The sequence below is a fragment of the Salinarimonas sp. genome, assembly GCF_040111675.1.
GTDB lineage: Bacteria > Pseudomonadota > Alphaproteobacteria > Rhizobiales > Beijerinckiaceae > Salinarimonas.
This window is the reverse complement of the sequence record NZ_CP157794.1, coordinates 102,829-125,312: the sequence shown is the minus strand read 5'-3', so window position 1 is coordinate 125,312 and position 22,484 is coordinate 102,829. Positions and strand designations below refer to the sequence as shown.

Sequence of the window (22,484 nt, the reverse complement as noted above, 5' to 3'; positions counted from 1 at the left end):
GCTTCCTGTGGGCCGCTCGGCCATCTCGGAAAGGCAACGCCGGGCGCGGAAGCCGCGTTCCGCCGGGTTCGGCGCCCCGGTGCGTCGGGCCGCGCGCTGGAGCTTCGCGCCGCGATCTGGCACACTTCCGCATCGGGAGGCGAACGACCGCAAGGTGGCGCCACACGAGGAACCCATGACCGAATCGCCTGCAGGAGGCCGTACCGGCCATCGCGCCTGGCCGGAGATCGCGGCCGTCGCCACGGGCCTCCTCCTCACCGCCATCGCGACGCTCCTGATCTGGCGGAGCGCCGCGGACCGCCGCGCCGCCGAGCTCGCGGGCGCGGCCGACAGCTACGCCATCGCGGTGGAGCGCCGGCTGGCGCTCGGCGCCCAGGTGCCGCGCGCGCTCGCCGCCCTGATCGAGGCGCAGGGCGGGACGGTCGGGCGCGCCGCCTACGAGAGCTTCGTCGCCAATCTCCTCGACGAGGCGCCGAGCCTGGTGATCACGGGCTGGTTCCCGGCGACCCGCGTCGCGGACGTCCCGACCTTCGAAGCGCGCCTCGCGTCCGAAGGCTACGCGCAGACGCGCCTCCGGGGGCCAGACGGCTGCGATCCGCGCGCGGCCGCGCGGCCGCTCTACCCGACGGCTCTCGTCGCGCCTCTCGCCGGCAACGAGGGCGTGATCGGCTTCGACATCGGCTGCATGGACAATCGCCGGGCCGCGGTGGAGCGCGCCCGCGACACGGGCCGCACCTCGGCCACGCGCCGGCTGGTGCTGGTCTCGCCGCCGGGCGTCAGCGCGGTCAACCTCTATGCGCCCGTCTACCGCGAGGCCGCGACCGGCGACTCGGTCGCCGCTCGGCGCGAGGGCTTCATCGGCGCGGTGGGCGTGGCGATGCGTCTCGACCTGCTCGTCGGCGACGCCTTCGCGCCGCTCGTGTCGGCGCCTCTCTTCGTCAGCCTCCACGATCTCGACGCCCCGCCGGCGGACCGGCTCCTGCTCGAGGCCTCGGCGCAGACCCGCTCCGTGGTGCGGGATCCTCTCCCCGTCGATCCCGCGGCGGCGGCGCTCGAGCGCGGATTCGACTTCGCCGGCCGCCGATGGCTGCTGCGCTTCGAGCCCTTGCCCGGGGCGCTCGCGGTCTCGCCGCTCCTGCCCGGCCTCGTGCTGATGAGCGGCCTGCTCGCCACCTTCGTGGCGTCGGGCGCGCTCTGGATGCTGCGCCAGCGCGCGCTGCAGGCCGCGTCCGCCGCGACGCACGCGACGAAGCTCAACCGCGTCCTGCGCGACAGCGAGGAGCGCATGCGGCGCATCCTCGACAACCTGTTCGCCTTCGTCGGGATATTGGAGCCGGACGGCACCGTGCTCGAGGCGAACCGGGCGCCCCTGCGCGCGGCCGGGCTCGACATCTCCGACGTGCGCGGCAAGAAGTTCTGGGAATGCTTCTGGTGGTCGCACGACCCGGCGATCCAGGCCGATCTCGAGGCCGCCGTGGCGCGCGCCCGGGCCGGCGAGACGGTGCGCTACGACGTCCCGGTGCGCGTCGCCGGCGACGGGCGGATGATCATCGACTTCCAGCTCGCTCCCGCCCGCGACGAGGCCGGGCGGGTGACGCACATCATCCCCTCGGCCATCGACGTCTCCGAGCGCAAGAAGGCGGAGGACAGCCTGCTGCTGCTCGCCGCCGAGGTCGACCACCGCGCCAAGAACATGCTCGCCATCGTCCAGGCCATGCTCAACCTCGCCCGCGGCGACGACGTGCCGACCTTCCGGGCCGCGCTGCAGGGCCGCATCGCCGCCCTGGCGCGCGCGCACACGCTGCTCGCCGACAGCCGCTGGGAGGGCGCCGATCTCGGCCGGCTGGTCCACGAGGAGCTCGCCCCCTACGGACCGGGACGCGTCGAGATCGACGGACCGGCGGCGCGGATGACGCCGCCCGCGGCGCAGGCGATCGCCATGGCGCTGCACGAGCTCGCCACCAACGCGGCCAAGCACGGCGCCCTGTCGACGCCGGAGGGCCGCGTGTCCGTCACCTGGCGGCCGGCGCACGAGGGCGCCCTCGCCCTGACCTGGTCGGAGACCGGCGGACCGACGCCGCAGCCGCCGAAGCGCCGCGGCTTCGGCTCGACGGTGATCGCGCGCGCCGTCGAGGGTCAGCTCGACGGCGCGCTCGCGCTGCGCTGGCGCGACGAGGGGCTGATGTGCCGGATGACCATCCCGCCCCATTGCCACGGCCCGCCGCCGCCGGCGGAAGCCGCCGCGGAGGCCTGATCGGCTCGACGAAGAAGCCCGGCGGACGCGCGTCCGCCGGGCTCGATGACGTCGCCGGGATGGCGCCGCTCAGTAGCGGTAGTGCTCCGGCTTGAACGGGCCGGTCTCCTTGACGCCGATGTACTCGGCCTGGTCCGGACGCAGCTTGGAGAGCTTGGCGCCGATCTTCTCGAGGTGGAGCATGGCCACCTTCTCGTCGAGGTGCTTGGGCAGCACGTAGACCTTGTTCTCGTACTTGCCCTGGTTCGTCCACAGCTCGATCTGGGCGAGCGTCTGGTTGGTGAACGAGGCGGACATGACGAAGGACGGATGGCCCATGGCGTTGCCGAGGTTCACCAGGCGCCCCTCCGAGAGGAGGATGATGCGCTTGCCGTCGGGGAACTCGATCTCGTCGACCTGCGGCTTGATGTTGTTCCACTTGTAATTGCGCAGGGCCTGAACCTGGATCTCGTTGTCGAAGTGGCCGATGTTGCAGACGATGGCGCGGTCCTTCATGGCGCGCATGTGGTCGGCCGTGATCACGTCCTTGTTGCCGGTGGCGGTGACGAAGATGTCGGCGCGCGGGGCGGCGTCCTCCATCGTCACGACCTCGTAGCCCTCCATGGCCGCCTGCAGGGCGCAGATCGGGTCGACCTCGGAGACGACGACGCGGCAGCCGGCCTGGCGGAGCGACGCGGCCGAGCCCTTGCCGACGTCGCCGTAGCCCGCGACCATGGCGACCTTGCCGGCCATCATCACGTCGGTGCCGCGGCGGATGCCGTCGACGAGCGACTCGCGGCAGCCGTACAGGTTGTCGAACTTCGACTTCGTGACCGAGTCGTTCACGTTGATGGCCGGGAAGAGCAGCTTGCCCTCCTTGGCCATGATGTAGAGCCGGTGCACGCCCGTGGTCGTCTCCTCCGAGACGCCCTTGATCGAGGTGGCGAGCTCGTTGAACCAGCCCTTCGGCTTCTCGCCCAGCAGGCGATGGATCAGCGCGAAGAGGATCTCCTCCTCCTCGGAGCCCGGCTTCGACAGGAAGGCGGTGTCGCCGTCCTCGGCGCGCTTGCCGAGATGGACGAGCATGGTGGCGTCGCCGCCGTCGTCGAGGATCATGTTGGGCATGCCGCCGCCGTGCCAGTCGAACAGCTTGGCGGTGTAGTCCCAGTAGTCCTTCAGGCTCTCGCCCTTCCAGGCGAAGACCGGGATGCCGGCGGCGGCGATGGCCGCGGCGGCGTGGTCCTGCGTCGAGTAGATGTTGCACGACACCCAGCGGATGTCCGCGCCGAGCGCCTTGAGCGTCTCGATGAGCACGGCCGTCTGGATCGTCATGTGCAGCGAGCCGGCGATGCGCGCGCCCTTGAGCGGCTGGCTCGGCCCGTATTCCTCGCGCGTGGCCATCAGGCCCGGCATCTCGGTCTCGGCGATCGAGATCTCCTTGCGACCCCAGTCTGCGAGCGAGATGTCCTTGACGATGTAATCGTGCGCCATCGTGAAAAATCCTCTGCGTATGTCGGTTCGCGCCCCCTGTAGCAGAGGACGGACCGCATGGCAATCAACATATAAACATGTCTTTATGTCCTTTCCGCGGCGACACGGACGCCGCGGAGCGGAGGCGGCCGCCTCAGCGCGTCGCGGTGAGGATCTTGAGCGCGAAGACGCCGAACACGCCGGCGAAGGCGAGGTCGATGCCGCGCAACAGCCGCGGACGGGCGCGCACCGTCGCGAGCACGCGCTCGGCGCCGAGAATCATCAGCACCGCGAGCGGCACCGAGACGGCGATGAAGTAGAGCCCCAGGAAGACGAGCTTGCCCGTGGCGTCGGGGTCCCCGGCGACGACGAACTGGGGGAGGAAGGTGACGAAGAACAGGATCACCTTCGGGTTCGTCAGGTTGACGCCGAGCCCCAGCAGCCAGGTGGCCCGCAGGCCGATCCGGTTCGGCCCGGTCGCCTTCACGCTCAGCGCCGAGCCGTTGCGCACGGCGTCGACGGCGAGCCAGAGCAGGTAGAGCCCGCCGACCCATTTCAGGACCGCGAAGCCCGTCTCGGACGCCGCGAGCAGCGCCGAGACGCCGAGCGCGGCGAGCAGCGTGTGCACCGCGGCCCCCGTCATGGCGCCGGCCATGGCGGCGATCCCCGCCGCACGGCCGCCCTGCACGGTCTTGGCCAGGAACAGGCTCATGTCCGGCCCGGGCGTGGCGAACAGCACGACGGAGGCCGCGGTGAAGAGGAACAGGGTGTCGAGGTCGGGAAGGAAGCTGAAGGCGGAGAAGCTCATGCGGCGCCTCGGAGGCGTCGGCGCGCGCCGGCGCGCCGTCGGACGCCTACATGCCGCGCCGCGGGCGCGGGCGCCAGGGGGAACGCCGGGCTCCGCTCGAAAAAAAGGCCGCCTCGGCGAGGCGGCCTCTTGCAGGCGGGGAAGAGCTGCGGCGCTTCCCTCGGGAGGAACGGATACGCTCGGGAAACGGGATCGGGACGATCGGCCCGGCGCGAGCCGGTCAGTGCGACCCGGTGAGATGGCACAGGCGGCAGACGTTGGCGATCTCGACGCTGTCCTGCTTGTCGTAGGCGATGACGCCGTCGCGGCGCAGGCTCGAGAAGGCGCGGCTGACCGTCTCGATCGTCAGGCCGAGATAGTCCGCGATCTCCTGGCGCGTCATGGCGAGGTCGACGCGGGTCGCGCCCTCGCCCTTCACCGGGCCGGCGCAGGCGAAGCCGCCGCGATTGGGCACGAGGCGCATGATGAAGGTCGCGACGCGCTCCTGCGCCGACTTGCGGCCGAGCAGCAGAGCGTGGTCGTGCAGAGCGCACATCTGCTGGCGCAGGCGGGCGAACAGCCGGTCCCGCAGGGGCGCCTCGGAATCGATGGTGCGCTTGTCGTAGACGACGACCCGAACCGCGGTCAGCGCCTCGGCGGCGACGTCCGAGACGTCCGTGGCCGAGAGCCCGAACACGTCGCCGACGCCGAGCACCTCGATGATCTGGCGCCGGCCGTCGGGCAGGAGCTTGAACAGGATCACGCCGCCTTCCAGCACCTCGTAGACGGAGCTGGCGGCGTCGCCCTCGTCGAGAATGAGCGCGCGGTGATGGTAGGAGAAGACCTTTCCCTTCTCCGGCTTCTCCGCGGCGGGCGCGCCGGAGAAGCGCAAGCTCCAGCCGGAATCGAACTTCGCGTTGGTGAAATCGGAGCGGTAGTGACGCGCATCCATATGACAGATCCTCGACAGGGTGCCCGGGGGAACGGAGCGATCGAACGCGTCGAGGATTACGGCGAGCGGCCCCGATGCGCATCGGGAGATGCCCTTAAGCATGATGCCGTCGGGAAATTCCCGCGGGCGAAAATGCCGCAGAGAAAGGCGCGGTTCACGGAGCGTTCGAAGAAGGCATGCCGCGACCGCTACAGAAAAGCGGTGATCTCCTCCGCCTCGAGCGGCTTGCGCAGCAGCGGCGTCGTCGGCAGCCCGCGCAGCATCGCGTCGATGTCGGCCCGCGGCTTGCCGGAGATGGCGACGATCCGCGGCGCGCGCTCCTGGGCCGAAAGCCAGCGGATCACGTCGGACCCGGAGATCCCCGGCAGGCCGAGATCGACGAAGACGATGTCGCGCGGTCCCGGCGGGCCGGCGCGCAGGAAGCTCTCCCCGTCCGCGTAGGCGCGGGCGGCGAAGCCGAGGGCGGACACGAGCTCGATGAGGGAGTCGCGTACGCCGAAATCGTCTTCGACGATGTGAATTCTCACAGGGGGCCTCTCGCCTTCGGGCGGCATTCTACGCGACGTTCCAGGTCGAAACGGTACCCACTCCATGTCAGGATCGCCTTGAGCGGTATCAAGTAAGCAGTTATCCCGGCGTGGGCGTCGGTCGAAGGCGGGGGAGCGGCAGCGACTATGCACGGCCCGCGGCCCGCCGCTCAAGTATCGCACAAGCACGTATGCGGATGCGTCCGGAGACGGCTATGCAACGCGCGGCCCGTTCCGGCCGTTGCTCGACGGGCGTCACGGGCGGCTCCGTCAGCCGGCCAGCGCGTCGATCTCCTCGTCGGTGAGGCTGCCCGGCACGATGACGACGGGGAGCGGGAACGTGCTCGCGGCGACCCCGGCGAAGTTGGTCACGAGCGGGCCCGGGCCTTCGCTGGAGGTGCCGGCGGCCAGCACCATGAAGGCGATGTCCGCGTCCTCGTCGATGAGCTTGAGGATCTCGTCCTGCTTCTTGCCGACGCGGATCACCCGCTCGGGCTCGACGCCCGCGGCCTCGCGAGCGAGCTCGGCCGCCTTGTCCAGCTGCTCGTTGGCCTCTTCCTCGGCCTCCGCCCGCATGACGTCCCCGACCCCGAGCCACTCGAAGCTCTCCGGCGGCGCCGAGACCGCGAGCATCACGAGCTTCGCGCCGAGCCGGGCGACGCGGCGAGCGGCGAAGCGCACCGCGCGCGAGCATTCCGGCGTGTCGTCCACGAAGACCAGGAACTTCGGGCGATGGCCCTGCTCGTAGGACCGTCGACGAGAGAAAGGCATGCAGCGGCTCCGCCGTCCCGCGGCGCCCCACCGCGCCGCGCAGCGATGCTGCCTCTCGACGCCGCGCGAGGCAAGCGCGGCCGTCGGGAGAGAGCGCCCGCGCCGGCCCGCGCGTTGATCTCCCGCATTGATTTCGCGCGCCGAAGGGGCGAGCGTCGGCCGTATATTTCACAGGAGCGCGCTGCGTATGGAGCATCATGTCGGCATCCCCCATCTGCGCGAGATCATCGTCTTCCTGATCGCGGCCGGCGTGATGGTGCCGTTGTTCCACCGGATGCGGATCAGCCCGGTGCTCGGCTATCTCGTCGTCGGCGGCGCGATCGGGCCCTTCGGGCTCGGCCTGTGGGCGGCGGATTTCCCCGTCCTGCACTGGGTCGTCATCGACGATCTCGCGGGCGTGCAGGCGCTCGCCGAGCTCGGCGTGATCTTCCTCCTCTTCGTCATCGGGCTCGAGCTCTCGCTGGAGCGGCTGTGGGCCATGCGCCGGCTGGTCTTCGGGCTGGGCTCCGCGCAGATCCTGATCACGGGGACGATCATCGGCGTCATCGCCTGGGAGTTCGGCAACTCGATCCCCGCCTCGATCGTGCTCGGCGCCTGCCTCGCCTTGTCCTCGACCGCGATCGTGATGCAGCTCCTGATGCAGCGCCGTCGGCTCGGCACGCCGCTGGGGCGCTCGTCCTTCTCGATCCTGCTGATGCAGGATCTCGCGGTGGTGCCGATCCTGTTCGTCGTGGGCGTGCTCGGCGCCAAGGTCGAGGGCAATCTCGGGCTCGACCTCGCGATCGCGCTGGGCAAGGCGGTCCTGACCATCGGCGGCATCTACGCCATCGGCCGGCTGGTGCTGCGCCCGGCCCTGCGCATCGCGGCGCAGACGCGCAGCCCCGAGATGTTCATGGCGGCGATCCTGCTCACCGTCATCGGCATCTCCGCCATCACCGGCGCCGTCGGCCTGTCGATGGCGCTCGGCGCCTTCCTGGCGGGGCTTCTGCTCGCGGAAACCGAGTACCGGCACACGGTCGAGGTCGACATCGAGCCGTTCAAGGGCCTGATGCTCGGCCTGTTCTTCATGTCGGTGGGCATGGGGATCGACTGGCGGGTGATCGCGCAGGAGCCCTTCTGGATCGGCGCCTCCGTGATCGGCCTGTTCGTGCTCAAGGCGCTCGTCACCGCCGGCCTGTGCCTCGCCTTCGGGCTGGGCCGCTCGACGGCCATCGAGACCGGGCTGCTGCTCGGCCAGGGCGGCGAGTTCGCCTTCATCGTGGTCGGCCTCGCCATGAGCCTGACGCTCATCCCGCTCGACGTCGGCCAGTTCATGCTGATCGTCGCGGGCCTGACCATGCTGGTGACGCCGCTCGTCGCGGGCGCGGCCGAGCGGCTGGCGAGCCTGCTCGACACGGGCTCGTCGGACGTGGCCGCGCACGCGGTCGAGACCATGGGCAAGGTCGAGGGCCACGTCATCCTCGCCGGCTTCGGACGGGTGGGGCGCACCCTGGTCGAGTCGCTCCAGGCGGAGGCGCTGCCCTTCGTCGCCATCGACGCGGACGCCCCGGCCGTCGCCGCGGCGCGCAAGCAGGGCCTGCCGGTCTATTACGGAGACGCCTCGCGGCTGGAGATGCTGGAGCGCGCCCATATCGAGCGGGCGAGCGCCGTGGTGCTGACGATGGACAGCCCCCAGGCGGCGGAGGCCATCGCCAAGGCGATCCGCAAGGCCTGGCCGATCATCCCGATCTACGCCCGCGCCCGCGACCGGGCCCATGCGGCGCGCCTGATCGAGGCGGGCGCCACGGTCGCGGTCCCGGAGGCGTTCGAGGCGAGCCTTCAGCTCGCCGGGCGCGTGCTCGAAGGCTTCGGCGTCGACGAGGACGTGGTGCGCCGCCGGCTGGAGCAGCAGCGGGACATCGCCGCGCTCGGGCCTCTCAGCGGCGGCGTCGGCGCACGAGGCGCAGGACTTCCCTGAAAAGGATGGCGCGGCGCAGGAAACGGAACATGACGGCGTCCTTTCGGCTGATGTCGGGGAACACCGTCAACCGTCGGCGCGCGCCGGGGTTCGACGCGAGCGGCGGGTCGCCGACAAACGGGCGCGCGATTGCGAAATCTCAACCGGCGGCTCCGACGGGGAGGAGAGACTTCCTGTCCCACCACGGAAGGAGGTTCTCATGACCCTGATCCACCGCACGCTCCTCGCCGTCGCCGCCGCGCTGATCGCCGCGCCCGCCTTCGGGCAGGTGACCCAGCAGGAGGAGATCACGCAATACGACCAGCCGCAGCAATGCGACTGCTTCTTCCTGCAGGACCGCGTGGCCGTGCCCGGCGTCGGCCGCTCCGAGGGCGGCGAGCTCACCCCGCGCCAGGAGATCACCCAGTACGACGCCCCGGCGCAGTGCGACTGCTTCATGGAGCAGGGTCGGATCGTGATCGAGGATCCGGAGGCGACCGGCACGATCATCGTGCGCCGCCCCCTCTCGGCCCGCGAGCTGGAGACCCTGTACCAGGACGGGAACGGCAGCGACTGAGCGCCCCTCAGGCGCCGAGGCGCGCGTCCAGCGCCTCGGCCGAGCCCAGCGCGATCTCGCCGCGCCAGCGGGCGAGATCGCCGTCTGGCGCCTGAAAGCGCTCGAGGCGCCGCCAGGGGCCGTCGCGGTCGCGGGTGCGCGCCTCGCCGCCCGCGGCCTCGACGAGCGCGATCCCGCCCGCCACGTCCCAGACGTTGGGCGCGGCGAAGCGCGCCGCGGCGAGCAGCCCGGCCGCGACGAAGGCGCACTCGATCGCGGCCGAGCCGGTCTTGCGCAGGTCGTAGGGACCCGCCTTGCCGGCCCCGCCGTGCGGATCGCCCGCGAGGCGACGGCGCACGGCCGGGTCCGGCGCGGGATCGAGCGGCGTCTCGTCGAAGCCGAGCCCGCCGCCCATGCGGGCGTGATACACGCCGGCGCGGAGCGCGTGGCTCGTCGAGCACCACAGCGCCCCCGCCACGGGCCGGCCGCGATGCAGCACGCCGATCGAGGCGGCGAAGAGCGGAAAGCCGTTGACGAAGTTCGTCGTGCCGTCGACGGGGTCGACCGCCCAGATCACGTCGTGGCCGCGACCGGGACGCTCCGGCATCTCCTCGCCGATCACGTCGTGATCCGGGAAGCGCTCGGCCAGCGTCGCGCGGATCAGCGCCTCGACGGCGTGGTCGACCTCGGAGACCGGGTCGAGCCAGGCGCCCTCCTCGCGGGTCTTGTAGCGCACGTCCCGGCGGCCACCGAGCGCGGAGACGATCTCCGCGCCCGCGAGGCGGGCGAGCACGATGGCGGTGCGCTCGATGGCGACCAGCGTGTCGTGGGGCAATGGGGCGTCGGTCTCGGAGGAGGCTTGGTGGGAGGAGGCGGTCATGGCGGGTCTCTCCGTCGGGGTCTCGCGCTCACGGCGCACGGCGCGGCGGCGGGACGAGCACCGCGATGGGGTGGGCGCGCGCGGCGATGGCGAGCCGCTCGGAGGCGCGCGCCTCGCGCATGTCGTCGTCGACCCGCAGCGCGGCGCCCTCGGGCGGCGCGAGCGTCACCTGCCGCGCACGACGGCGGGCGAGCGGCGCAGGCGCGTCGCCACCATGCTCCAGCCAGGCCAGGAAGGCGCCGCGATCGGCGGCGGGCAGCGTCGCGATCTCGAGCACGCCCGAGCCGGGCCGCATCGCGGAGAGCCGCAGGTTCGGGCCGCTGAGCCCGACGTTCAGCACGGCCGCGAGCAGGACGTCCTCGGCCACCGGCGCGGCGCCGTCGAGCCCCAGCGCCACCCGGATCGCCGGGGCGTCGCGGACCGCCTCGGCGAGGCGCGCGCGGCCGTGGGCGAGCTTCGCCGCGCCGTCGAGCCCGGTTCCGCCGGCGGCCGCGAGCCCCGCCGCGAGCGCGCCGACGTCCACGGTCTCGACGAAGGGCGTCTCGCCCGAGCCGTCCGCGACGAGGCCGAGCCGGAACGCCGCCGGCTCGGCCGCGCCGATCCCGGCGACGAGGTCGCGCCAGGGCCGGCAGACGCCGATGGCGCGGGCGAGATTGTTCGCCGTTCCCAGCGGCAGGAGGGCGAGCGGCGGCGCGGCGCCGTCGAGGCGCGCCATCGCCTTCGCCACGGTCCCGTCCCCGCCGGCGACGACGACGAGGTCGACAGGCTCGGTGCGCGCGGCGGCGAAGGCGGCGTCGAGATCGTCACCCTTCGCGGAGACGGCGCGTGCGGCATAGCCGGCGGCGCGCAGGGCGTCCGTGATCGCCTCGCAGGGAACGGGTCGATCTCCGGCTGTCGGGTTGTGGACGAGAAGCGCGGTCCGTGCGGGCGTCATGCGGGCTGAGACGCGCCGCACGCGCCGGAGTTCCGCGCACGCGTCTACTCGTCCTCGCCGAAGCGGCCGGCGAGGAGCGCCGCGAGCGCGTCGAGCACGCCCTCGGCCTGCGGGCCCGTCGCGTCCACGCGGATCGTCGTGCCCTGCGCGGCGGCGAGCGTGAGGAGCCCCATGATCGAGCGGCCGCCCACCGTCTCCCCGCAGCGGGAGACGCTGACCTCGGCCTCGAAGCGCTCCACGGTCTGGACGAACTTCGCGGAGGCGCGGGCGTGGAGGCCCTTGCGGTTGACGATGGCGAGCTCGCGGCTCAGCGCGCCGGCGGCGGGCGCCTCGTCGGCGGGGCACTCGTCGAGATCGGGGCGGGGCTCGGCGCTCATCTCATTTCCCCGCGAGCACGTGGGAGGCGACGTTGATGTACTTGCGCCCGGCCTCCTGCGCGTGGAGCACGGCCTGCGCCAGCGGCTCGAGATCGCGCACGCTCGCGAGCTTGATCAGCATGGGCAGGTTGATGCCGGCCACCACCTCGACCATGCGGCCGTTCATGCAGGACAGAGCGAGGTTCGAGGGCGTGCCGCCGAACATGTCGGTGAGCACGACGACGCCCGCGCCGGACTCGACCCGGCGCACGGCGTCGAGGATGTCGCCGCGGCGCGCTTCCATGTCGTCGTCGGGGCCGATCGTGATCGTCTCGATCTGCTCCTGGGGGCCGACCACGTGCTCCAGGGCGGCGCGGAACTCCGTCGCCAGCTGGCCGTGGGTGACGAGCACCATTCCGATCATGTGGACCTGCATCCGTCGCTCGGCTGAGCGGAGCCGCTATTTTGTGCACTGCGAAGCCGAACGCAAGGGCATCCCGCCATTCCGCCAGCCGTTCACGTCACCAGTGTGACAGATAATCCCCCAAGGCGCTCCAGCGCAATCGCCGCAATTCCGTCGTCGGCGAACGACAGGAGACGCGGCAGTCTGACGCGGAGAATCGTGGCGTCAAGCGCCTCCGCATCGGGCAGGCGCGGCGGCGGCGTCGCGTCGCGGTCGATCACGAGGCGCAGGACCGCCGCCTCCTGGTGCGTCACGGCCAGGATCCCGAGCCCGCGCCGCTCGATCCGCCCGGCCAGAACGGGGTGCGGCCTCGCGACGAGACGCCCGTGCCGATGCGCCACGCGCACCCGGTCGTCGCCGACGAGGCGGGCATGGAGCCCGCGCAGGCGCGCCGCGTCCAGGATCTCGAGCGCGAGCCGCGACTTCCCCGCGCCCGACGGTCCCCGGATCAGGATCCCCGCCTCGCCGACGACGACGCAGGTGGCGTGGAACGTCGTCTCCTCGCTCGCGACCGGCGTCTGCGCCGCCGGCGCCATCACCCGCGCTCCCGGGCGGGGAGCGTCACCACGAAGCGGGCGCCGAGGCGGCGGGGCTCGCCGTCGGGCCCGGCGGCGCCCAGGCGGTTCTCGGCGCGGATCGTGCCGCGATGGGCCGCGACGATCTGGCGGGAGATCGAGAGGCCGAGGCCCGAGTTCTGGCCGAAGCCCTGCTCGGGCCGGTCGGTGTAGAAGCGCTCGAAGATGCGCTCCAGCGCGTGATCGGGGATGCCCGGCCCCTCGTCCTCCACCGTCATGCGCACGACCTCGCCCTCGCGTTCCAGCGCGACCCGCACCGTGCCCCCGGGCGGGGAGAAGGAGCGGGCGTTGTCGAGGAGGTTGCGCACGACCTGTCCGAGGCGGCCGTCGTTGCCGAGCACGACGAAGCCGCGCCCCTCGCCGTTCGCGCCGCCTTGGGCCCCGCCCTTGCGCGGATGCGGCCGGCGGATCTCGAGCGCGATCGGCGCGTCCTCGGGACGGCGCACGTCGTTCGAGATCGAGACCACCGCGCCGAGGAGCCTCGCCATGTCGACGGGCTCCGCCTCCGAGCGGGCGAGCTCGGCGTCGAGGCGGGAGGCGTCCGAAATGTCGGAGATCAGGCGATCCAGCCGGCGCACGTCGTGCTGGATGATGTCGAGGAGCCGCGCGCGCGAGTCGTCGGACCGCGCGAGCGGCAGCGTCTCCACCGCGCTGCGCAGCGAGGTGAGCGGGTTCTTCAGCTCGTGCGCGACGTCGGCGGCGAAGCTCTCGATCGCCTCGATCCGGTCGTAGAGCGCCTCCGTCATCTCGCGCAGCGCGCCGGAGAGATGGCCGATCTCGTCGGCGCGGCCGGTGAAGTCCGGGATCTCCTGACGCGACTTGATGCCCCGGCGCACCCGCTCGGCCGCCTCGGCGAGGCGCGAGACCGGCCCGGCGATGGCGTTGGCGAGGAGCAGCGAGAGCACGATCATCACCGCCGCCGCCACCATGAACACCTGGAGCAGCGCGAAGCGCTCGGAGGCGATGATGGCGTCGATGTCGCCGCCCTGCGTCGAGAGCAGCAGGACGCCGCGCACGGCGCGCTGGCGCTGGATCGGCACCGCCACGGAGACGATGGTCTCGCCGGCGGGGTTGAGCCGCACGACCGAGGAGCGTTCGCCGGAAAGCGCCTGGCGCACCTCCGGGAAGGTCCGTCCGTCCGTCGGACCGATGGTCTCGAGCGAGGGCGCGGCGCGCGGCGCGAAGACGTCGCGCACGGCGATCCAGGCGCGCTCCAGCGCGGATGGCGGCTCGGTCTGGATCGGCGGGAGGTCGAGGCGCAGGATGTCGCCGCGCGAGTAGAGAGCGCGGGTGTCGAGCAGCAGGATCGCCTCGCGGTCGTAGACGCGCGCGCGGGTGCGCGTCGGCGTCACGAGTCGGCGCAGGAGGGGGGCGACCTGCTCCGGGTTGATCGAGAACTCGAGCGGCGAGAACAATTCGTCGGTGAGGACGGAGCTCTCGCCGGTCTGCATCTGCAGGAGCCGGTCCGGGTCGATCAGGATCGTGTCGGAATCGACGGTGGCGGAGGCGGCGATGGCGCCGGCGATGATCTCGCCCTGGGTCAGCAGGCTCTGGACGCGGGCCTCGATCAGCCCCTCGCGAAACTGGTTGAGGTAGAGGAAGCCGAAGAAGAGCGCGACGAGCCCCGCGAGGTTGAGCACCACGATGCGGCGCACGAGGCTCGACGAGGCCCGGCTCGTCGCCCGGCGCCAGGTGGCGCGCAGCTTCAGGACGAGACCCCTGCGCGCCCGCCGGCTGGCGAACCCGGTCTCCCCGCGCGGGAGCTCCGCCGGAAGCGGGCCGGCCGAGAGCTCGCCCGCCGCGCCGTCGCGCCGGACGTGGTCCTCGTCGTGCCCGTGCCGGCCTGCATCCACGCGCGACCCCGTTCTCTCGGGTTTTCCGAATCCGCTCAGGTTTCCTTGAAGCGATAGCCCACGCCGTAGAGCGTCTCGATCATGTCGAAGGACGTGTCCACCGCCTTGAACTTCTTGCGCAGGCGCTTGATGTGGCTGTCGATGGTGCGGTCGTCGACATAGACCTGGTCGTCGTAGGCGGCGTCCATCAGGGCGTTGCGGCTCTTCACCACGCCGGGGCGCTGGGCGAGCGACTGCAGGATCAGGAACTCGGTGACCGTCAGCGTCACCGGCTCGCCCTTCCAGGTGCAGGTGTGGCGCTCCGGGTCCATCACCAGCTGGCCGCGCTCCAGCGCCTTCGTGTCCGGCTCGCGCGCGACCGTGACGTCCTTGGGCGCGAAGCGGCGCAGCACCGCCTTGACGCGCTCGACGAGGAGGCGCTGCGAGAACGGCTTCCGGATGAAGTCGTCCGCGCCCATCTTCAGGCCGAACAGCTCGTCGATCTCCTCGTCCTTCGAGGTCAGGAAGATCACCGGCAGGTCGGACTTCTGCCGCAGCCGGCGCAGCAGCTCCATGCCGTCCATGCGCGGCATCTTGATGTCGAAGATCGCGAGGTCGGGCGGGGTCTGCCGCAGGCCGTCGAGGGCGGAGGCGCCGTCGGTGTAGGTCTGGATGCGATAGCCTTCCGCCTCGAGCGCGATGGACACCGAGGTGAGGATGTTGCGATCGTCGTCGACGAGGGCGATGGTGGGCATCGAAGCTCCCGATGTCTGTCGGCCGGCGCTGCGCCGGACGGCGCGGGGCGCGTATCGTCCCGCGACGCTTCCGAGAGGGTGCGGCGAACCGATCCGCCCCTCTCGCCACAATGTGCAAATCGGCCGAATTTATGGCGGTTTACCACGGATCACCGCATGTGGGCAAAGCGGGGCGGGTTCGAAAGAGGGACGGAGTCGATGGCCGGCGAAAAGAATCTGGGCGAGAGCGGGGTCTCCGAGGAGGCGCGCGCCATCCTCGAGCGGGTGGGGCCGGACCCGTCCTACGACGGGCTCACGGTGGCGAAGACGCTTTTGCGCGCGATCCGTTCCGGCGCGCTGGCGACGCTCGACCGCGAGAGCGGCTTTCCCTTCGCCACCCTCGTCACCGTGGCGACCGACGTCGACGGCGCGCCGCTCTTCCTGATGTCGCGCCTGTCCGGCCACACGGCGAACCTCGAGCGCGACGAGCGCGCGAGCGTGCTCCTCGCCGAGCGCGGCAAGGGCGACCCCCTCGCCCATCCCCGCCTCACCGTCCTCGGCCGGATCGCCCGCACGGACGATCCGCGCGCCCGCGCCCGCTTCCTCGCCCGCCATCCGAAGGCGCAGCTCTATGCGGGCTTCGGCGATTTCGCGATCTTCCGCATGGACGTCGAGGGCGCGCATCTCAACGGCGGCTTCGCCCGGGCCATGGCGGTCGGCGCGGGCGACCTCCTCACCCGCATCGACGACGCCGAGAGCCTGCTCGCGCTCGAGGAGGGCGCGGTGGCCCACATGAACGAGGATCACAGCGACGCGCTCGCCCTCTACGCCACCCGCCTCGCCAAGGCGCCGGAGGCGGACTGGCGCGCCACCGGGATCGACCCCGACGGCATCGACCTCGCCGCCGGCGACCTGACGGCGCGCGTGCCCTTCCCCGAGCGCGTCGCCGAGGGCGGGCGGCTGCGCAAGGCGCTGAAGGAGATGGCCGATCGGGCGCGGGAGATGGACGTGTGAATGCGCCGGCCGCCCCGCCCCTGCGCATCCGCCCGGCCACGCCGGCGGATGCCGACGCCGTCTCCGCCGTGCTCGCCGCCTCCTACGGAACGCTGTTCCAGGGCTGGTACGCTCCCGCCGTGCTCGAGGCGGCGCTGCCGCTGATGATCCGCGCCAACCCCGCGCTCCTCGCCTGCGGGACCTATCGTGTCGCGCAGGACGAGACCGGCCGGATCGTCGCCTGCGGCGGCTGGACGGCCGAGGCCCCCGGCGGCGCCGAGAGCCCGCCGGACACGGGCCACATCCGCCACGTCGCCACGCATCCCGACCTTCTGCGCCGCGGCGCGGCGCGCCTCATCGTCGAGACGGCGCTCGCGGAAGCCCGCGCCCGCGGCAAGAGCCGGATGGAGTGCCTCTCGACGCTCCAGGCGGAGGCGTTCTACGCGCGCATGGGGTTTGCGGCGGTGGAGCGGGTGGTCGCGCCGATCGGGCCCGGCGGGTTCCCTTCGGTCAGGATGGTGCGGTCTTTCTGATCCACGTCTTCGCGCCCCCCGCCCAAAGTCGCGCTTCCCCTGCTGTTGCAGCGTCGCTCCCGACCCTCTAAACCCTTGTTCCACGTGCGGAATGCGCAAAAAATCATGCATCCGCACGCAGAACGGGGGCGTTGACCGTCCGCTCGCGACGCCTCGGCGGCGGGCGCAGGGTCACGATGAGGCAAGCTCACGAGAAGGAGGGCGAAACCCGTGGAGAATCTCGGCGTCTACAACAGCGCTCAGGGCGCGGACACGTTCGGCCTGCGCAAGCTCGCGCGCGTGTACTGGAACCTCGAGGCGCCCGCGCTCTACGAGCGGTCCATCGCGCGCGGCGAGGCGCAGCTCGCGGCCGGCGGGTCGCTCGTCGCCGAGACGGGAGTGCATACGGGCCGCTCGCCGAAGGACAAGTTCCTGGTGCGCGACGCGACGACCGAGAGCACGGTGTGGTGGGACGCGAACGGCGCCATCACGCCCGAGCAGTTCGACGCGCTGCTCGAGGACTTCCGGGCCCACGCCGAGGGCAAGGAGCTCTTCGCGCAGGACCTGTTCGGCGGCGCCGATCCGGCCTACCGCGTGCGCACCCGCGTCTACACGGAATACGCCTGGCACTCGCTGTTCATCAGGAACCTGCTGCGCCGGCCCGAGATCGACACGGTGCGTTCGTTCGTGCCCGAGCTCACCATCATCGACCTGCCCTCGTTCAAGGCCGACCCCGCCCGCCACGGCTGCCGTTCCGAGACGGTCATCGCCATGGACCTCACCCGCAAGATCGTGCTGATCGGCGGCACGTCCTATGCGGGCGAGATGAAGAAGTCGGTCTTCACCTACCTGAACTTCGTCCTGCCCGAGAAGGGCGTCATGCCGATGCACTGCTCGGCCAACATGTCCGAGCCGAAGGACGTGGCCCTGTTCTTCGGCCTCTCCGGCACCGGCAAGACCACGCTCTCCAACGATCCCGGCCGCCCGCTGATCGGCGACGACGAGCACGGCTGGGGGCCGCAGGGCGTGTTCAACTTCGAGGGCGGCTGCTACGCCAAGACCATCCGCCTCTCCGCCGACGCCGAGCCCGAGATCTACGCCACCACCCGGCGCTTCGGCACGGTGCTGGAGAACGTCGTCCTCGACCCCCACACCCGCGAGCCGGATTTCGACGACGCGTCCAAGACCGAGAACACGCGCTGCGCCTACCCGCTGGACTTCATCCCGGGCGCCTCCGAGAGCGGGCGGGCGGGCCAGCCCAAGAACATCGTCATGCTCACCTGCGACGCCTTCGGCGTCTTGCCGCCGATCGCCAAGCTGACGAGCGCCGAGGCGATGTACCACTTCCTGTCCGGCTACACGGCGAAGGTCGCGGGCACCGAGAAGGGCGTGACGGAGCCGCAGGCGACGTTCTCCACCTGCTTCGGCGCGCCCTTCATGCCGCGCCCGCCGTCGGTCTACGGGAACATGCTGCGCGAATTGATCGCGCGTCACCACGTCGACTGCTGGCTCGTCAACACCGGCTGGACCGGGGGCATGCACGGGGTCGGACGGCGCATGCCGATCCGCGTCACGCGGCGCCTCCTCTCGGCGGCGCTCGACGGGTCGCTGGCGAAGGCGGATTTCCGGCAGGACCCCTATTTCGGCTTCGCCGTGCCCACCTCGGTGCCGGGCATCGAGCCGCACATCCTCTATCCGGTCAAGACCTGGCAGAACAAGGCGCTGTTCGCGCAGACGGCGAAGAAGCTGATCGGCATGTTCGAGGAGAACTTCAAGCGCTTCGAGGCGGACGTCGACGACGACGTGCGCGCCGCCGCGCCGTCCATGTCGATCGCGGCCTGAAGCGGGCGGCTCACGCGCCGCCCGCGAAGGGAAAGCGCCCGGCCGGCTCCCACGGGCCGCCGCGATAGCGCCACAGCAGCAGCCCCTCCCCGGTGACGGGGAAGGGCGCGAAGCCCGCCTGGAGCCTGGCGAGCAGCGCCTTCGCCGCGCGCGGATCGACCTTGTTCTGGATCGTCACGTGCGGCGCGATCGCCTGCGCGTCCTGCGGGCCGAGAGAGGGCGCGAAGCGCCGCGCCAGCGCCCGGCGCAGGGCGACGACGCCCTCGCCCTCCAGCCGATAGGCCACGCCGCGCCCGAGAAAGCGCAGGCCCGCGCAGGTCATCGGCAGCGGCCCGCGCGCCGCCGCCGCCTCCGCCAGCCCCGCCGCGATCGCCTCCTCCTCCGCGCCCGGCAGCTTGTGGAAGAGGGTGAGGTGCGCCGGGATCAGGTTCCGCTCGGGCGGGAAATGCGCGCGCCGCGCGGCGTCGAAGACCGCGAAGGCGGCCTCGTCGAGGGCGAGGGTGACGATCAAGGGGTCCATGAGGGGGAGGTAGGGCGCGGACCCGCCGACGGCGCGCCGTCGACCCCGGTTTTACGCGCGCGCCTTCTCGGCGTATGCTTCGACGCTTGGCGACGGTCGCGTCCACGAGGCCCGATCGTCGTCGCGGACCGCCGCCGCGTCCGCCGAAAGCCGCGCCATGTCGCTCGCCGCACGCCTCGCCGTGCTGATCCTCGCCGCCGTCCTGCCCCTCGTCGTCGCCCTCCTCGCCGGACAGAAGGACCTCTATCGGGAGATGGAGGCCGACGTGCGCGCGGAGGCGCTGCAGCAGGCCCGTTTCCTGGCCGGAGACCTGTCGCAGCTCGTCGACGGCATCCGCCAGGTCCAGGCCGTGCTCGCCGGCACGCCGCAGATCCGCGGCGGCGACGCCGAGGGCTGCAGCGAGACCCTGCAACGCATCGTGGACGGGCAGGCGCTGATGAACAACGTCCTCGTCGCCGATGCGAAGGGCGACATCTGGTGCGACGGCGTGCACCGGCCGGAGGACGTGCGCATCTTCAACGTCGCGGATCGCCGCTACTTCCGGCGGGCGCGCGCCGAGCGGGCCTTCAGCGTCGACGGCTACGCCATCGGCCGCTCGACGGACGCGCCGGTGGTGCACTTCGCGACGCCCGTCGAGACCGCGACGGGCGGCTTCGCCGGCGTCGTGATCACCGCGGTCGACCTGCGCGCCCTCGCCGCGCGGCTGCAGCGGCCGATCTGGACCGACGGCCAGGCCATCCTCGTCGCCGATCGCGACGGCGTGGTGCTGGTGCGCCATCCCGACAACCAGGCCTATCTCGGCCGGCGCATGACGCCGGAGCTGCTCGCGCTTCTCGACGATCCGGGCGCCGGAGGCGTCGAGATCGCCGCCACGGTGGACGGCGTGCCGCGCGTGATCGGCTACGTGCCGCCCGCCGCCAACCCCGGAGGCTTCTACGTCGGCGTCGGCGTGAGCCGGACGGAGGCCTACGCCATCCTCGACCGGGCGAACCTCCAGGGCGTGCTGCTGACGCTCGGCGCCGGTGCGGCCGCGGCGCTCGCCGCCTGGCTGGTCGCGAGCCGGACGGTCCGCCGGCCCGTGGGCCAGCTCCTCGCCGCGACGGAGCGTTGGCGGGGCGGGGATCTCTCAGCCCGCGCGGACCTCTCGGGCGCCGGCGAGATCGCCGAGCTCGGCCACGCCTTCGATGCGCTCGCGAACGACCTCGAGGGCACGCTCGACCGCAAGGAGATGCTGCTGCGCGAGCTCGCGCACCGGACGATGAACAACCTCCAGGTTCTCGGCTCCCTGCTCACGCTGCAGAAGCGCAGCGTCGGCGACGACGCGGCCCGCCGCGAGCTGGACGAGGCGGCCGGCCGCGTGAAGGCGATGGCCGCCGCCTACCGCAACCTGCACCGTTCCGACCACGCCGGAGCCGCGGTCGATTTCGCGCAGCTCCTCGACGAGCTCTGCGCCAGCATGCAAGACGGGCTGATGCGCGAGGGCGCCCGGATCGAGGTGCGTTCGATGCCGCTCGTGCTCACCGCCGATCGCGCGATGCCGCTCGCGCTCGCGGCGAACGAGCTCCTCACCAACGCCGTGAAATACGGCGGCGCGCGCGACGTGGTGGTCGAGCTCGCGCCGGAAGAGGCCGGCTGGCGTCTCGCCGTCGGCAACCAGGGCCCGCCGCTGCCGGAGGGCTTCGATCCGAGCCGCAGCTCCGGCTTCGGGCTGCGCATGGTGGCCACCATGGCCGAGCAGGCCGGCGGGCGGCTCGCCTGCGACTCGCGGGACGGCTGGACGCGATTCACCGTGCTGTTCGTCCCCGCCGTGCCGGGGAAGCGAGCGGACGTCGCCGAGGCCGGCGGCGAGACCGCGTGAGCCGCGTGGGCGCGCGGCGCTCTTGCCGCTTGTGAGCGCGCGCCGGCGCGCCTATGGTCCCGCGCACTTTCGGGATCGGGGAGGCCGAGGCGCGTGGGCGTTGCGAGCATGACGGGATTCGCCCGCGAGGCGGGCGCGACGGGCGCCGTCTCCTGGGCGCTCGAGGCGAAATCGGTCAATGGCCGCGGGCTCGACGTGCGCCTGCGCACGCCGCCGGGCTTCGACGCCGTCGGCGAGGAGGCGCGCCGGATCCTGTCGAAGGCGCTCGCCCGCGGGCAGGTGCAGCTGTCGCTGACGCTCCAGCGCGCGGCGGGCGCCCCGAAGGTGCGCGTCAATCGCGAGGTGCTGCAGGGCCTGCTCGACGCCCTCGCCGAGGTCCGCGTGCCCGACGGGATCGCCCCCGCCTCCCTCGACGGGCTCCTCGCCGTGCGCGGCGTGGTCGAGCTCGACGAAGGCGAGCGCGACGCGGATCCCGCCGCGCTCGATGCCGACCTGCGCGCCGCGCTGCCGCGGCTCGCGGAGGCGCTCCTCGCCGCGCGACGCGAGGAGGGCGCGGCGCTGGAGAGCGTGATCGAGGGGCATCTCGCGACCATCGCCGATCTCGTGGCGCAGGCGGAGGCTCATCCCGGCCGCAGCCCGGAGGCGATTCGCGCCCGGCTCGCGGCGCAGGTCGCGGCGCTCGGCGAGACCGGCGGCGGCCTCGACCCCGCGCGGCTCCATCAGGAGGCGGCGCTGCTCGCCACCCGCGCCGACATCCGCGAGGAGCTCGACCGGCTCTCCGCCCACGTCGCCCAGGCGCGGGCGCTCCTCGCCGAGGGCGGCGCCGTGGGCCGGCGCCTCGATTTCCTCGCCCAGGAATTCGGCCGCGAGGCCAACACCCTGTGCGCCAAGGCGAACGACGTGACCCTCTCGCAGATCGGGCTCGCGCTCAAGCACGTCGTCGACCAGCTGCGCGAGCAGGTGCAGAACGTGGAGTGATTCGGATGCCCTCCGAGACGAGCCGCACGCGACGCGGCGTGATGCTGATCATCGCCTCGCCCTCCGGCGCGGGCAAGTCGACCCTCGCCCGCCTCCTGCTCCAGACCGACAAGGACATCACCATGTCGGTCTCGGTCACCACGCGCCAGCGCCGCGCGTCCGAGGTCGACGGCGTGCACTACCGCTTCATCACCGTGCGCGACTTCGAGCTGATGCGCGAGCGCGGCGAGCTGCTCGAGCACGCCGAGGTGCACGGCAACTTCTACGGCACGCCCCGTGCGCCGGTCGAGCAGGCGCTGGAGGACGGCCGCGACGTCCTGTTCGACATCGACGTCCAGGGCACGCTGCAGCTCTACGAGACCATGCGGCCGGACGTCGCCTCGGTGTTCATCCTGCCGCCCTCCATCGCCGAGCTCGAGAAGCGCCTCGCCCGCCGGGCCGAGGACGACCACGCGACCATCCGCCGCCGGCTGAAGACGGCGCTCGGCGAGATCGCCCGCTGGCGGGACTACGACTACGTGCTGGTCAACGACGATCTGGAGCGGACCTTCCACGATCTCGAGGCGATCCTGAAGGCCGAGAGGGTGCGCCGGACGCGCCGCGAGAATCTGGCGCCGCTGGTCGACGGGCTCGTCGGGGATCTCGAGACCGTGCTCGCCTCGGAGGCGTGACCGGCAGCGACGCGCCGCCGCGACCCGCGCTCTTGCCCGCGGGCCCCGCCGCTGCTAGTCGCCATGGCGAAGCCGCCCTACCCGGACGGGGCGGCCTGGGAAAA

The 22,484-nt window shown here is 72.2% G+C and carries 22 protein-coding genes; 9 read left to right on the top strand and 13 right to left on the bottom strand.

Features of this window, described 5'->3' with window-relative positions:
* The first annotated feature begins 175 nt into the window (after window positions 1-175).
* Entirely contained in the window at window positions 176-2,254 is a 2,079-nt protein-coding gene (locus ABL310_RS00535) for a CHASE domain-containing protein (RefSeq protein WP_349369775.1), read from the top strand.
* 69 nt (window positions 2,255-2,323) lie between these two features.
* On the opposite strand, the gene ahcY is transcribed toward ABL310_RS00535, so the two are convergent.
* The 5 genes from ahcY to ABL310_RS00510 form a co-directional block, all read right to left on the bottom strand.
* Complete coding sequence (gene ahcY, locus ABL310_RS00530; RefSeq protein WP_349369774.1) at window positions 2,324-3,724, bottom strand: adenosylhomocysteinase; 1,401 nt, start codon at window positions 3,722-3,724, stop codon at window positions 2,324-2,326.
* Between the two features lie 133 nt (window positions 3,725-3,857).
* Window positions 3,858-4,511, bottom strand: a complete 654-nt coding sequence (locus tag ABL310_RS00525; protein WP_349369773.1) for a LysE family translocator — start codon at window positions 4,509-4,511, stop codon at window positions 3,858-3,860.
* 220 nt (window positions 4,512-4,731) lie between these two features.
* Window positions 4,732-5,442 carry a helix-turn-helix domain-containing protein gene (locus tag ABL310_RS00520; RefSeq protein ID WP_349369772.1) on the bottom strand — a complete coding sequence of 237 codons (711 nt, stop codon included), beginning with the start codon at window positions 5,440-5,442 and terminating at the stop codon, window positions 4,732-4,734.
* Window positions 5,443-5,630: 188 nt separating this feature from the next.
* Entirely contained in the window at window positions 5,631-5,969 is a 339-nt protein-coding gene (locus tag ABL310_RS00515) for a response regulator (protein ID WP_349369771.1), read from the bottom strand.
* Between the two features lie 270 nt (window positions 5,970-6,239).
* Complete coding sequence (locus ABL310_RS00510; RefSeq protein WP_349369770.1) at window positions 6,240-6,740, bottom strand: universal stress protein; 501 nt, start codon at window positions 6,738-6,740, stop codon at window positions 6,240-6,242.
* Between the two features lie 187 nt (window positions 6,741-6,927).
* Between ABL310_RS00510 and ABL310_RS00505 the strand changes: the two genes are divergently transcribed.
* Window positions 6,928-8,697, top strand: a complete 1,770-nt coding sequence (locus ABL310_RS00505; protein ID WP_349369769.1) for a cation:proton antiporter — start codon at window positions 6,928-6,930, stop codon at window positions 8,695-8,697.
* A gap of 199 nt (window positions 8,698-8,896) precedes the next feature.
* Window positions 8,897-9,253, top strand: a complete 357-nt coding sequence (locus ABL310_RS00500; protein ID WP_349369768.1) for a hypothetical protein — start codon at window positions 8,897-8,899, stop codon at window positions 9,251-9,253.
* Window positions 9,254-9,260: 7 nt separating this feature from the next.
* Here the strand turns inward: ABL310_RS00500 and ABL310_RS00495 are convergent, their stop codons facing one another.
* The 7 genes from ABL310_RS00495 to ABL310_RS00465 all read right to left on the bottom strand — a co-directional run bounded on the left by ABL310_RS00495 (window position 9,261) and on the right by ABL310_RS00465 (window position 15,027).
* Window positions 9,261-10,112, bottom strand: coding sequence for an inositol monophosphatase family protein (locus ABL310_RS00495; protein WP_349369767.1), 852 nt, complete (start codon window positions 10,110-10,112; stop codon window positions 9,261-9,263).
* 28 nt (window positions 10,113-10,140) lie between these two features.
* Window positions 10,141-11,046, bottom strand: coding sequence for a diacylglycerol kinase family protein (locus ABL310_RS00490; RefSeq protein WP_349369766.1), 906 nt, complete (start codon window positions 11,044-11,046; stop codon window positions 10,141-10,143).
* A 44-nt stretch (window positions 11,047-11,090) separates the two neighbouring features.
* Window positions 11,091-11,423, bottom strand: a complete 333-nt coding sequence (locus tag ABL310_RS00485; protein ID WP_349369765.1) for an HPr family phosphocarrier protein — start codon at window positions 11,421-11,423, stop codon at window positions 11,091-11,093.
* Window position 11,424: 1 nt separating this feature from the next.
* Entirely contained in the window at window positions 11,425-11,826 is a 402-nt protein-coding gene (locus ABL310_RS00480) for a PTS sugar transporter subunit IIA (protein WP_349372133.1), read from the bottom strand.
* A gap of 92 nt (window positions 11,827-11,918) precedes the next feature.
* The gene (locus ABL310_RS00475) at window positions 11,919-12,401 is read right to left on the bottom strand and encodes an HPr kinase/phosphatase C-terminal domain-containing protein (RefSeq protein ID WP_349369764.1); all 483 of its coding nucleotides are present in this window, start codon (window positions 12,399-12,401) and stop codon (window positions 11,919-11,921) included.
* The gene (locus ABL310_RS00470) at window positions 12,401-14,149 is read right to left on the bottom strand and encodes a stimulus-sensing domain-containing protein (RefSeq protein ID WP_349372132.1); all 1,749 of its coding nucleotides are present in this window, start codon (window positions 14,147-14,149) and stop codon (window positions 12,401-12,403) included. Before ABL310_RS00470 ends, ABL310_RS00475 begins: the two co-directional genes overlap by 1 nt.
* Before the next feature lie 179 nt (window positions 14,150-14,328).
* Window positions 14,329-15,027: a response regulator transcription factor gene (locus ABL310_RS00465; protein ID WP_349369763.1), complete on the bottom strand. Its 699-nt coding sequence runs from the start codon at window positions 15,025-15,027 to the stop codon at window positions 14,329-14,331.
* Between the two features lie 198 nt (window positions 15,028-15,225).
* Between ABL310_RS00465 and ABL310_RS00460 the strand changes: the two genes are divergently transcribed.
* The 3 genes from ABL310_RS00460 to ABL310_RS00450 all read left to right on the top strand — a co-directional run bounded on the left by ABL310_RS00460 (window position 15,226) and on the right by ABL310_RS00450 (window position 18,353).
* Window positions 15,226-16,020 (top strand): DUF2470 domain-containing protein, encoded by a 795-nt coding sequence (locus ABL310_RS00460; protein WP_349369762.1) that lies wholly within the window; start codon window positions 15,226-15,228, stop codon window positions 16,018-16,020.
* Window positions 16,017-16,532 carry a GNAT family N-acetyltransferase gene (locus tag ABL310_RS00455; protein ID WP_349369761.1) on the top strand — a complete coding sequence of 172 codons (516 nt, stop codon included), beginning with the start codon at window positions 16,017-16,019 and terminating at the stop codon, window positions 16,530-16,532. The genes ABL310_RS00460 and ABL310_RS00455 overlap by 4 nt, the downstream gene beginning before the upstream one ends.
* 210 nt (window positions 16,533-16,742) lie before the next feature.
* A complete protein-coding gene (locus tag ABL310_RS00450; RefSeq protein WP_349369760.1) occupies window positions 16,743-18,353 on the top strand; it encodes a phosphoenolpyruvate carboxykinase in 1,611 nt (536 codons plus the stop codon).
* A 10-nt stretch (window positions 18,354-18,363) separates the two neighbouring features.
* Here ABL310_RS00450 and ABL310_RS00445 read toward each other — a convergent pair whose 3' ends face one another.
* Entirely contained in the window at window positions 18,364-18,873 is a 510-nt protein-coding gene (locus tag ABL310_RS00445) for a 2'-5' RNA ligase family protein (RefSeq protein WP_349369759.1), read from the bottom strand.
* 157 nt (window positions 18,874-19,030) lie between these two features.
* Here ABL310_RS00445 and ABL310_RS00440 point away from each other — a divergent pair, with 157 nt between their 5' ends.
* The 3 genes from ABL310_RS00440 to gmk all read left to right on the top strand — a co-directional run bounded on the left by ABL310_RS00440 (window position 19,031) and on the right by gmk (window position 22,380).
* Window positions 19,031-20,731, top strand: a complete 1,701-nt coding sequence (locus ABL310_RS00440) for a histidine kinase dimerization/phosphoacceptor domain -containing protein (protein WP_349369758.1) — start codon at window positions 19,031-19,033, stop codon at window positions 20,729-20,731.
* 108 nt (window positions 20,732-20,839) lie between these two features.
* The gene (locus tag ABL310_RS00435) at window positions 20,840-21,709 is read left to right on the top strand and encodes a YicC/YloC family endoribonuclease (protein WP_349369757.1); all 870 of its coding nucleotides are present in this window, start codon (window positions 20,840-20,842) and stop codon (window positions 21,707-21,709) included.
* 5 nt (window positions 21,710-21,714) lie between these two features.
* Window positions 21,715-22,380: a guanylate kinase gene (gene gmk / locus ABL310_RS00430; RefSeq protein WP_349369756.1), complete on the top strand. Its 666-nt coding sequence runs from the start codon at window positions 21,715-21,717 to the stop codon at window positions 22,378-22,380.
* Window positions 22,381-22,484 lie beyond the last annotated feature (104 nt).

What these genes read in the sequence shown, in the direction of transcription:
- ABL310_RS00480 (WP_349372133.1), bottom strand. Translation starts at nt 11,826, where the DNA reads ATGATCGGAATGGTGCTCGTCACCCACGGCCAGCTGGCGACGGAGTTC.
- ABL310_RS00460 (WP_349369762.1), top strand. Translation starts at nt 15,226, where the DNA reads ATGGCCGGCGAAAAGAATCTGGGCGAGAGCGGGGTCTCCGAGGAGGCG.
- gmk (WP_349369756.1), top strand. Translation starts at nt 21,715, where the DNA reads ATGCCCTCCGAGACGAGCCGCACGCGACGCGGCGTGATGCTGATCATC.
- ABL310_RS00510 (WP_349369770.1), bottom strand. Translation starts at nt 6,740, where the DNA reads ATGCCTTTCTCTCGTCGACGGTCCTACGAGCAGGGCCATCGCCCGAAG.
- ABL310_RS00440 (WP_349369758.1), top strand. Translation starts at nt 19,031, where the DNA reads ATGTCGCTCGCCGCACGCCTCGCCGTGCTGATCCTCGCCGCCGTCCTG.
- ABL310_RS00500 (WP_349369768.1), top strand. Translation starts at nt 8,897, where the DNA reads ATGACCCTGATCCACCGCACGCTCCTCGCCGTCGCCGCCGCGCTGATC.
- ABL310_RS00525 (WP_349369773.1), bottom strand. Translation starts at nt 4,511, where the DNA reads ATGAGCTTCTCCGCCTTCAGCTTCCTTCCCGACCTCGACACCCTGTTC.
- ABL310_RS00490 (WP_349369766.1), bottom strand. Translation starts at nt 11,046, where the DNA reads ATGACGCCCGCACGGACCGCGCTTCTCGTCCACAACCCGACAGCCGGA.
- ABL310_RS00465 (WP_349369763.1), bottom strand. Translation starts at nt 15,027, where the DNA reads ATGCCCACCATCGCCCTCGTCGACGACGATCGCAACATCCTCACCTCG.
- ahcY (WP_349369774.1), bottom strand. Translation starts at nt 3,724, where the DNA reads ATGGCGCACGATTACATCGTCAAGGACATCTCGCTCGCAGACTGGGGT.
- ABL310_RS00435 (WP_349369757.1), top strand. Translation starts at nt 20,840, where the DNA reads ATGACGGGATTCGCCCGCGAGGCGGGCGCGACGGGCGCCGTCTCCTGG.
- ABL310_RS00495 (WP_349369767.1), bottom strand. Translation starts at nt 10,112, where the DNA reads ATGACCGCCTCCTCCCACCAAGCCTCCTCCGAGACCGACGCCCCATTG.
- ABL310_RS00475 (WP_349369764.1), bottom strand. Translation starts at nt 12,401, where the DNA reads ATGGCGCCGGCGGCGCAGACGCCGGTCGCGAGCGAGGAGACGACGTTC.
- ABL310_RS00485 (WP_349369765.1), bottom strand. Translation starts at nt 11,423, where the DNA reads ATGAGCGCCGAGCCCCGCCCCGATCTCGACGAGTGCCCCGCCGACGAG.
- ABL310_RS00445 (WP_349369759.1), bottom strand. Translation starts at nt 18,873, where the DNA reads ATGGACCCCTTGATCGTCACCCTCGCCCTCGACGAGGCCGCCTTCGCG.
- ABL310_RS00520 (WP_349369772.1), bottom strand. Translation starts at nt 5,442, where the DNA reads ATGGATGCGCGTCACTACCGCTCCGATTTCACCAACGCGAAGTTCGAT.
- ABL310_RS00505 (WP_349369769.1), top strand. Translation starts at nt 6,928, where the DNA reads ATGGAGCATCATGTCGGCATCCCCCATCTGCGCGAGATCATCGTCTTC.
- ABL310_RS00535 (WP_349369775.1), top strand. Translation starts at nt 176, where the DNA reads ATGACCGAATCGCCTGCAGGAGGCCGTACCGGCCATCGCGCCTGGCCG.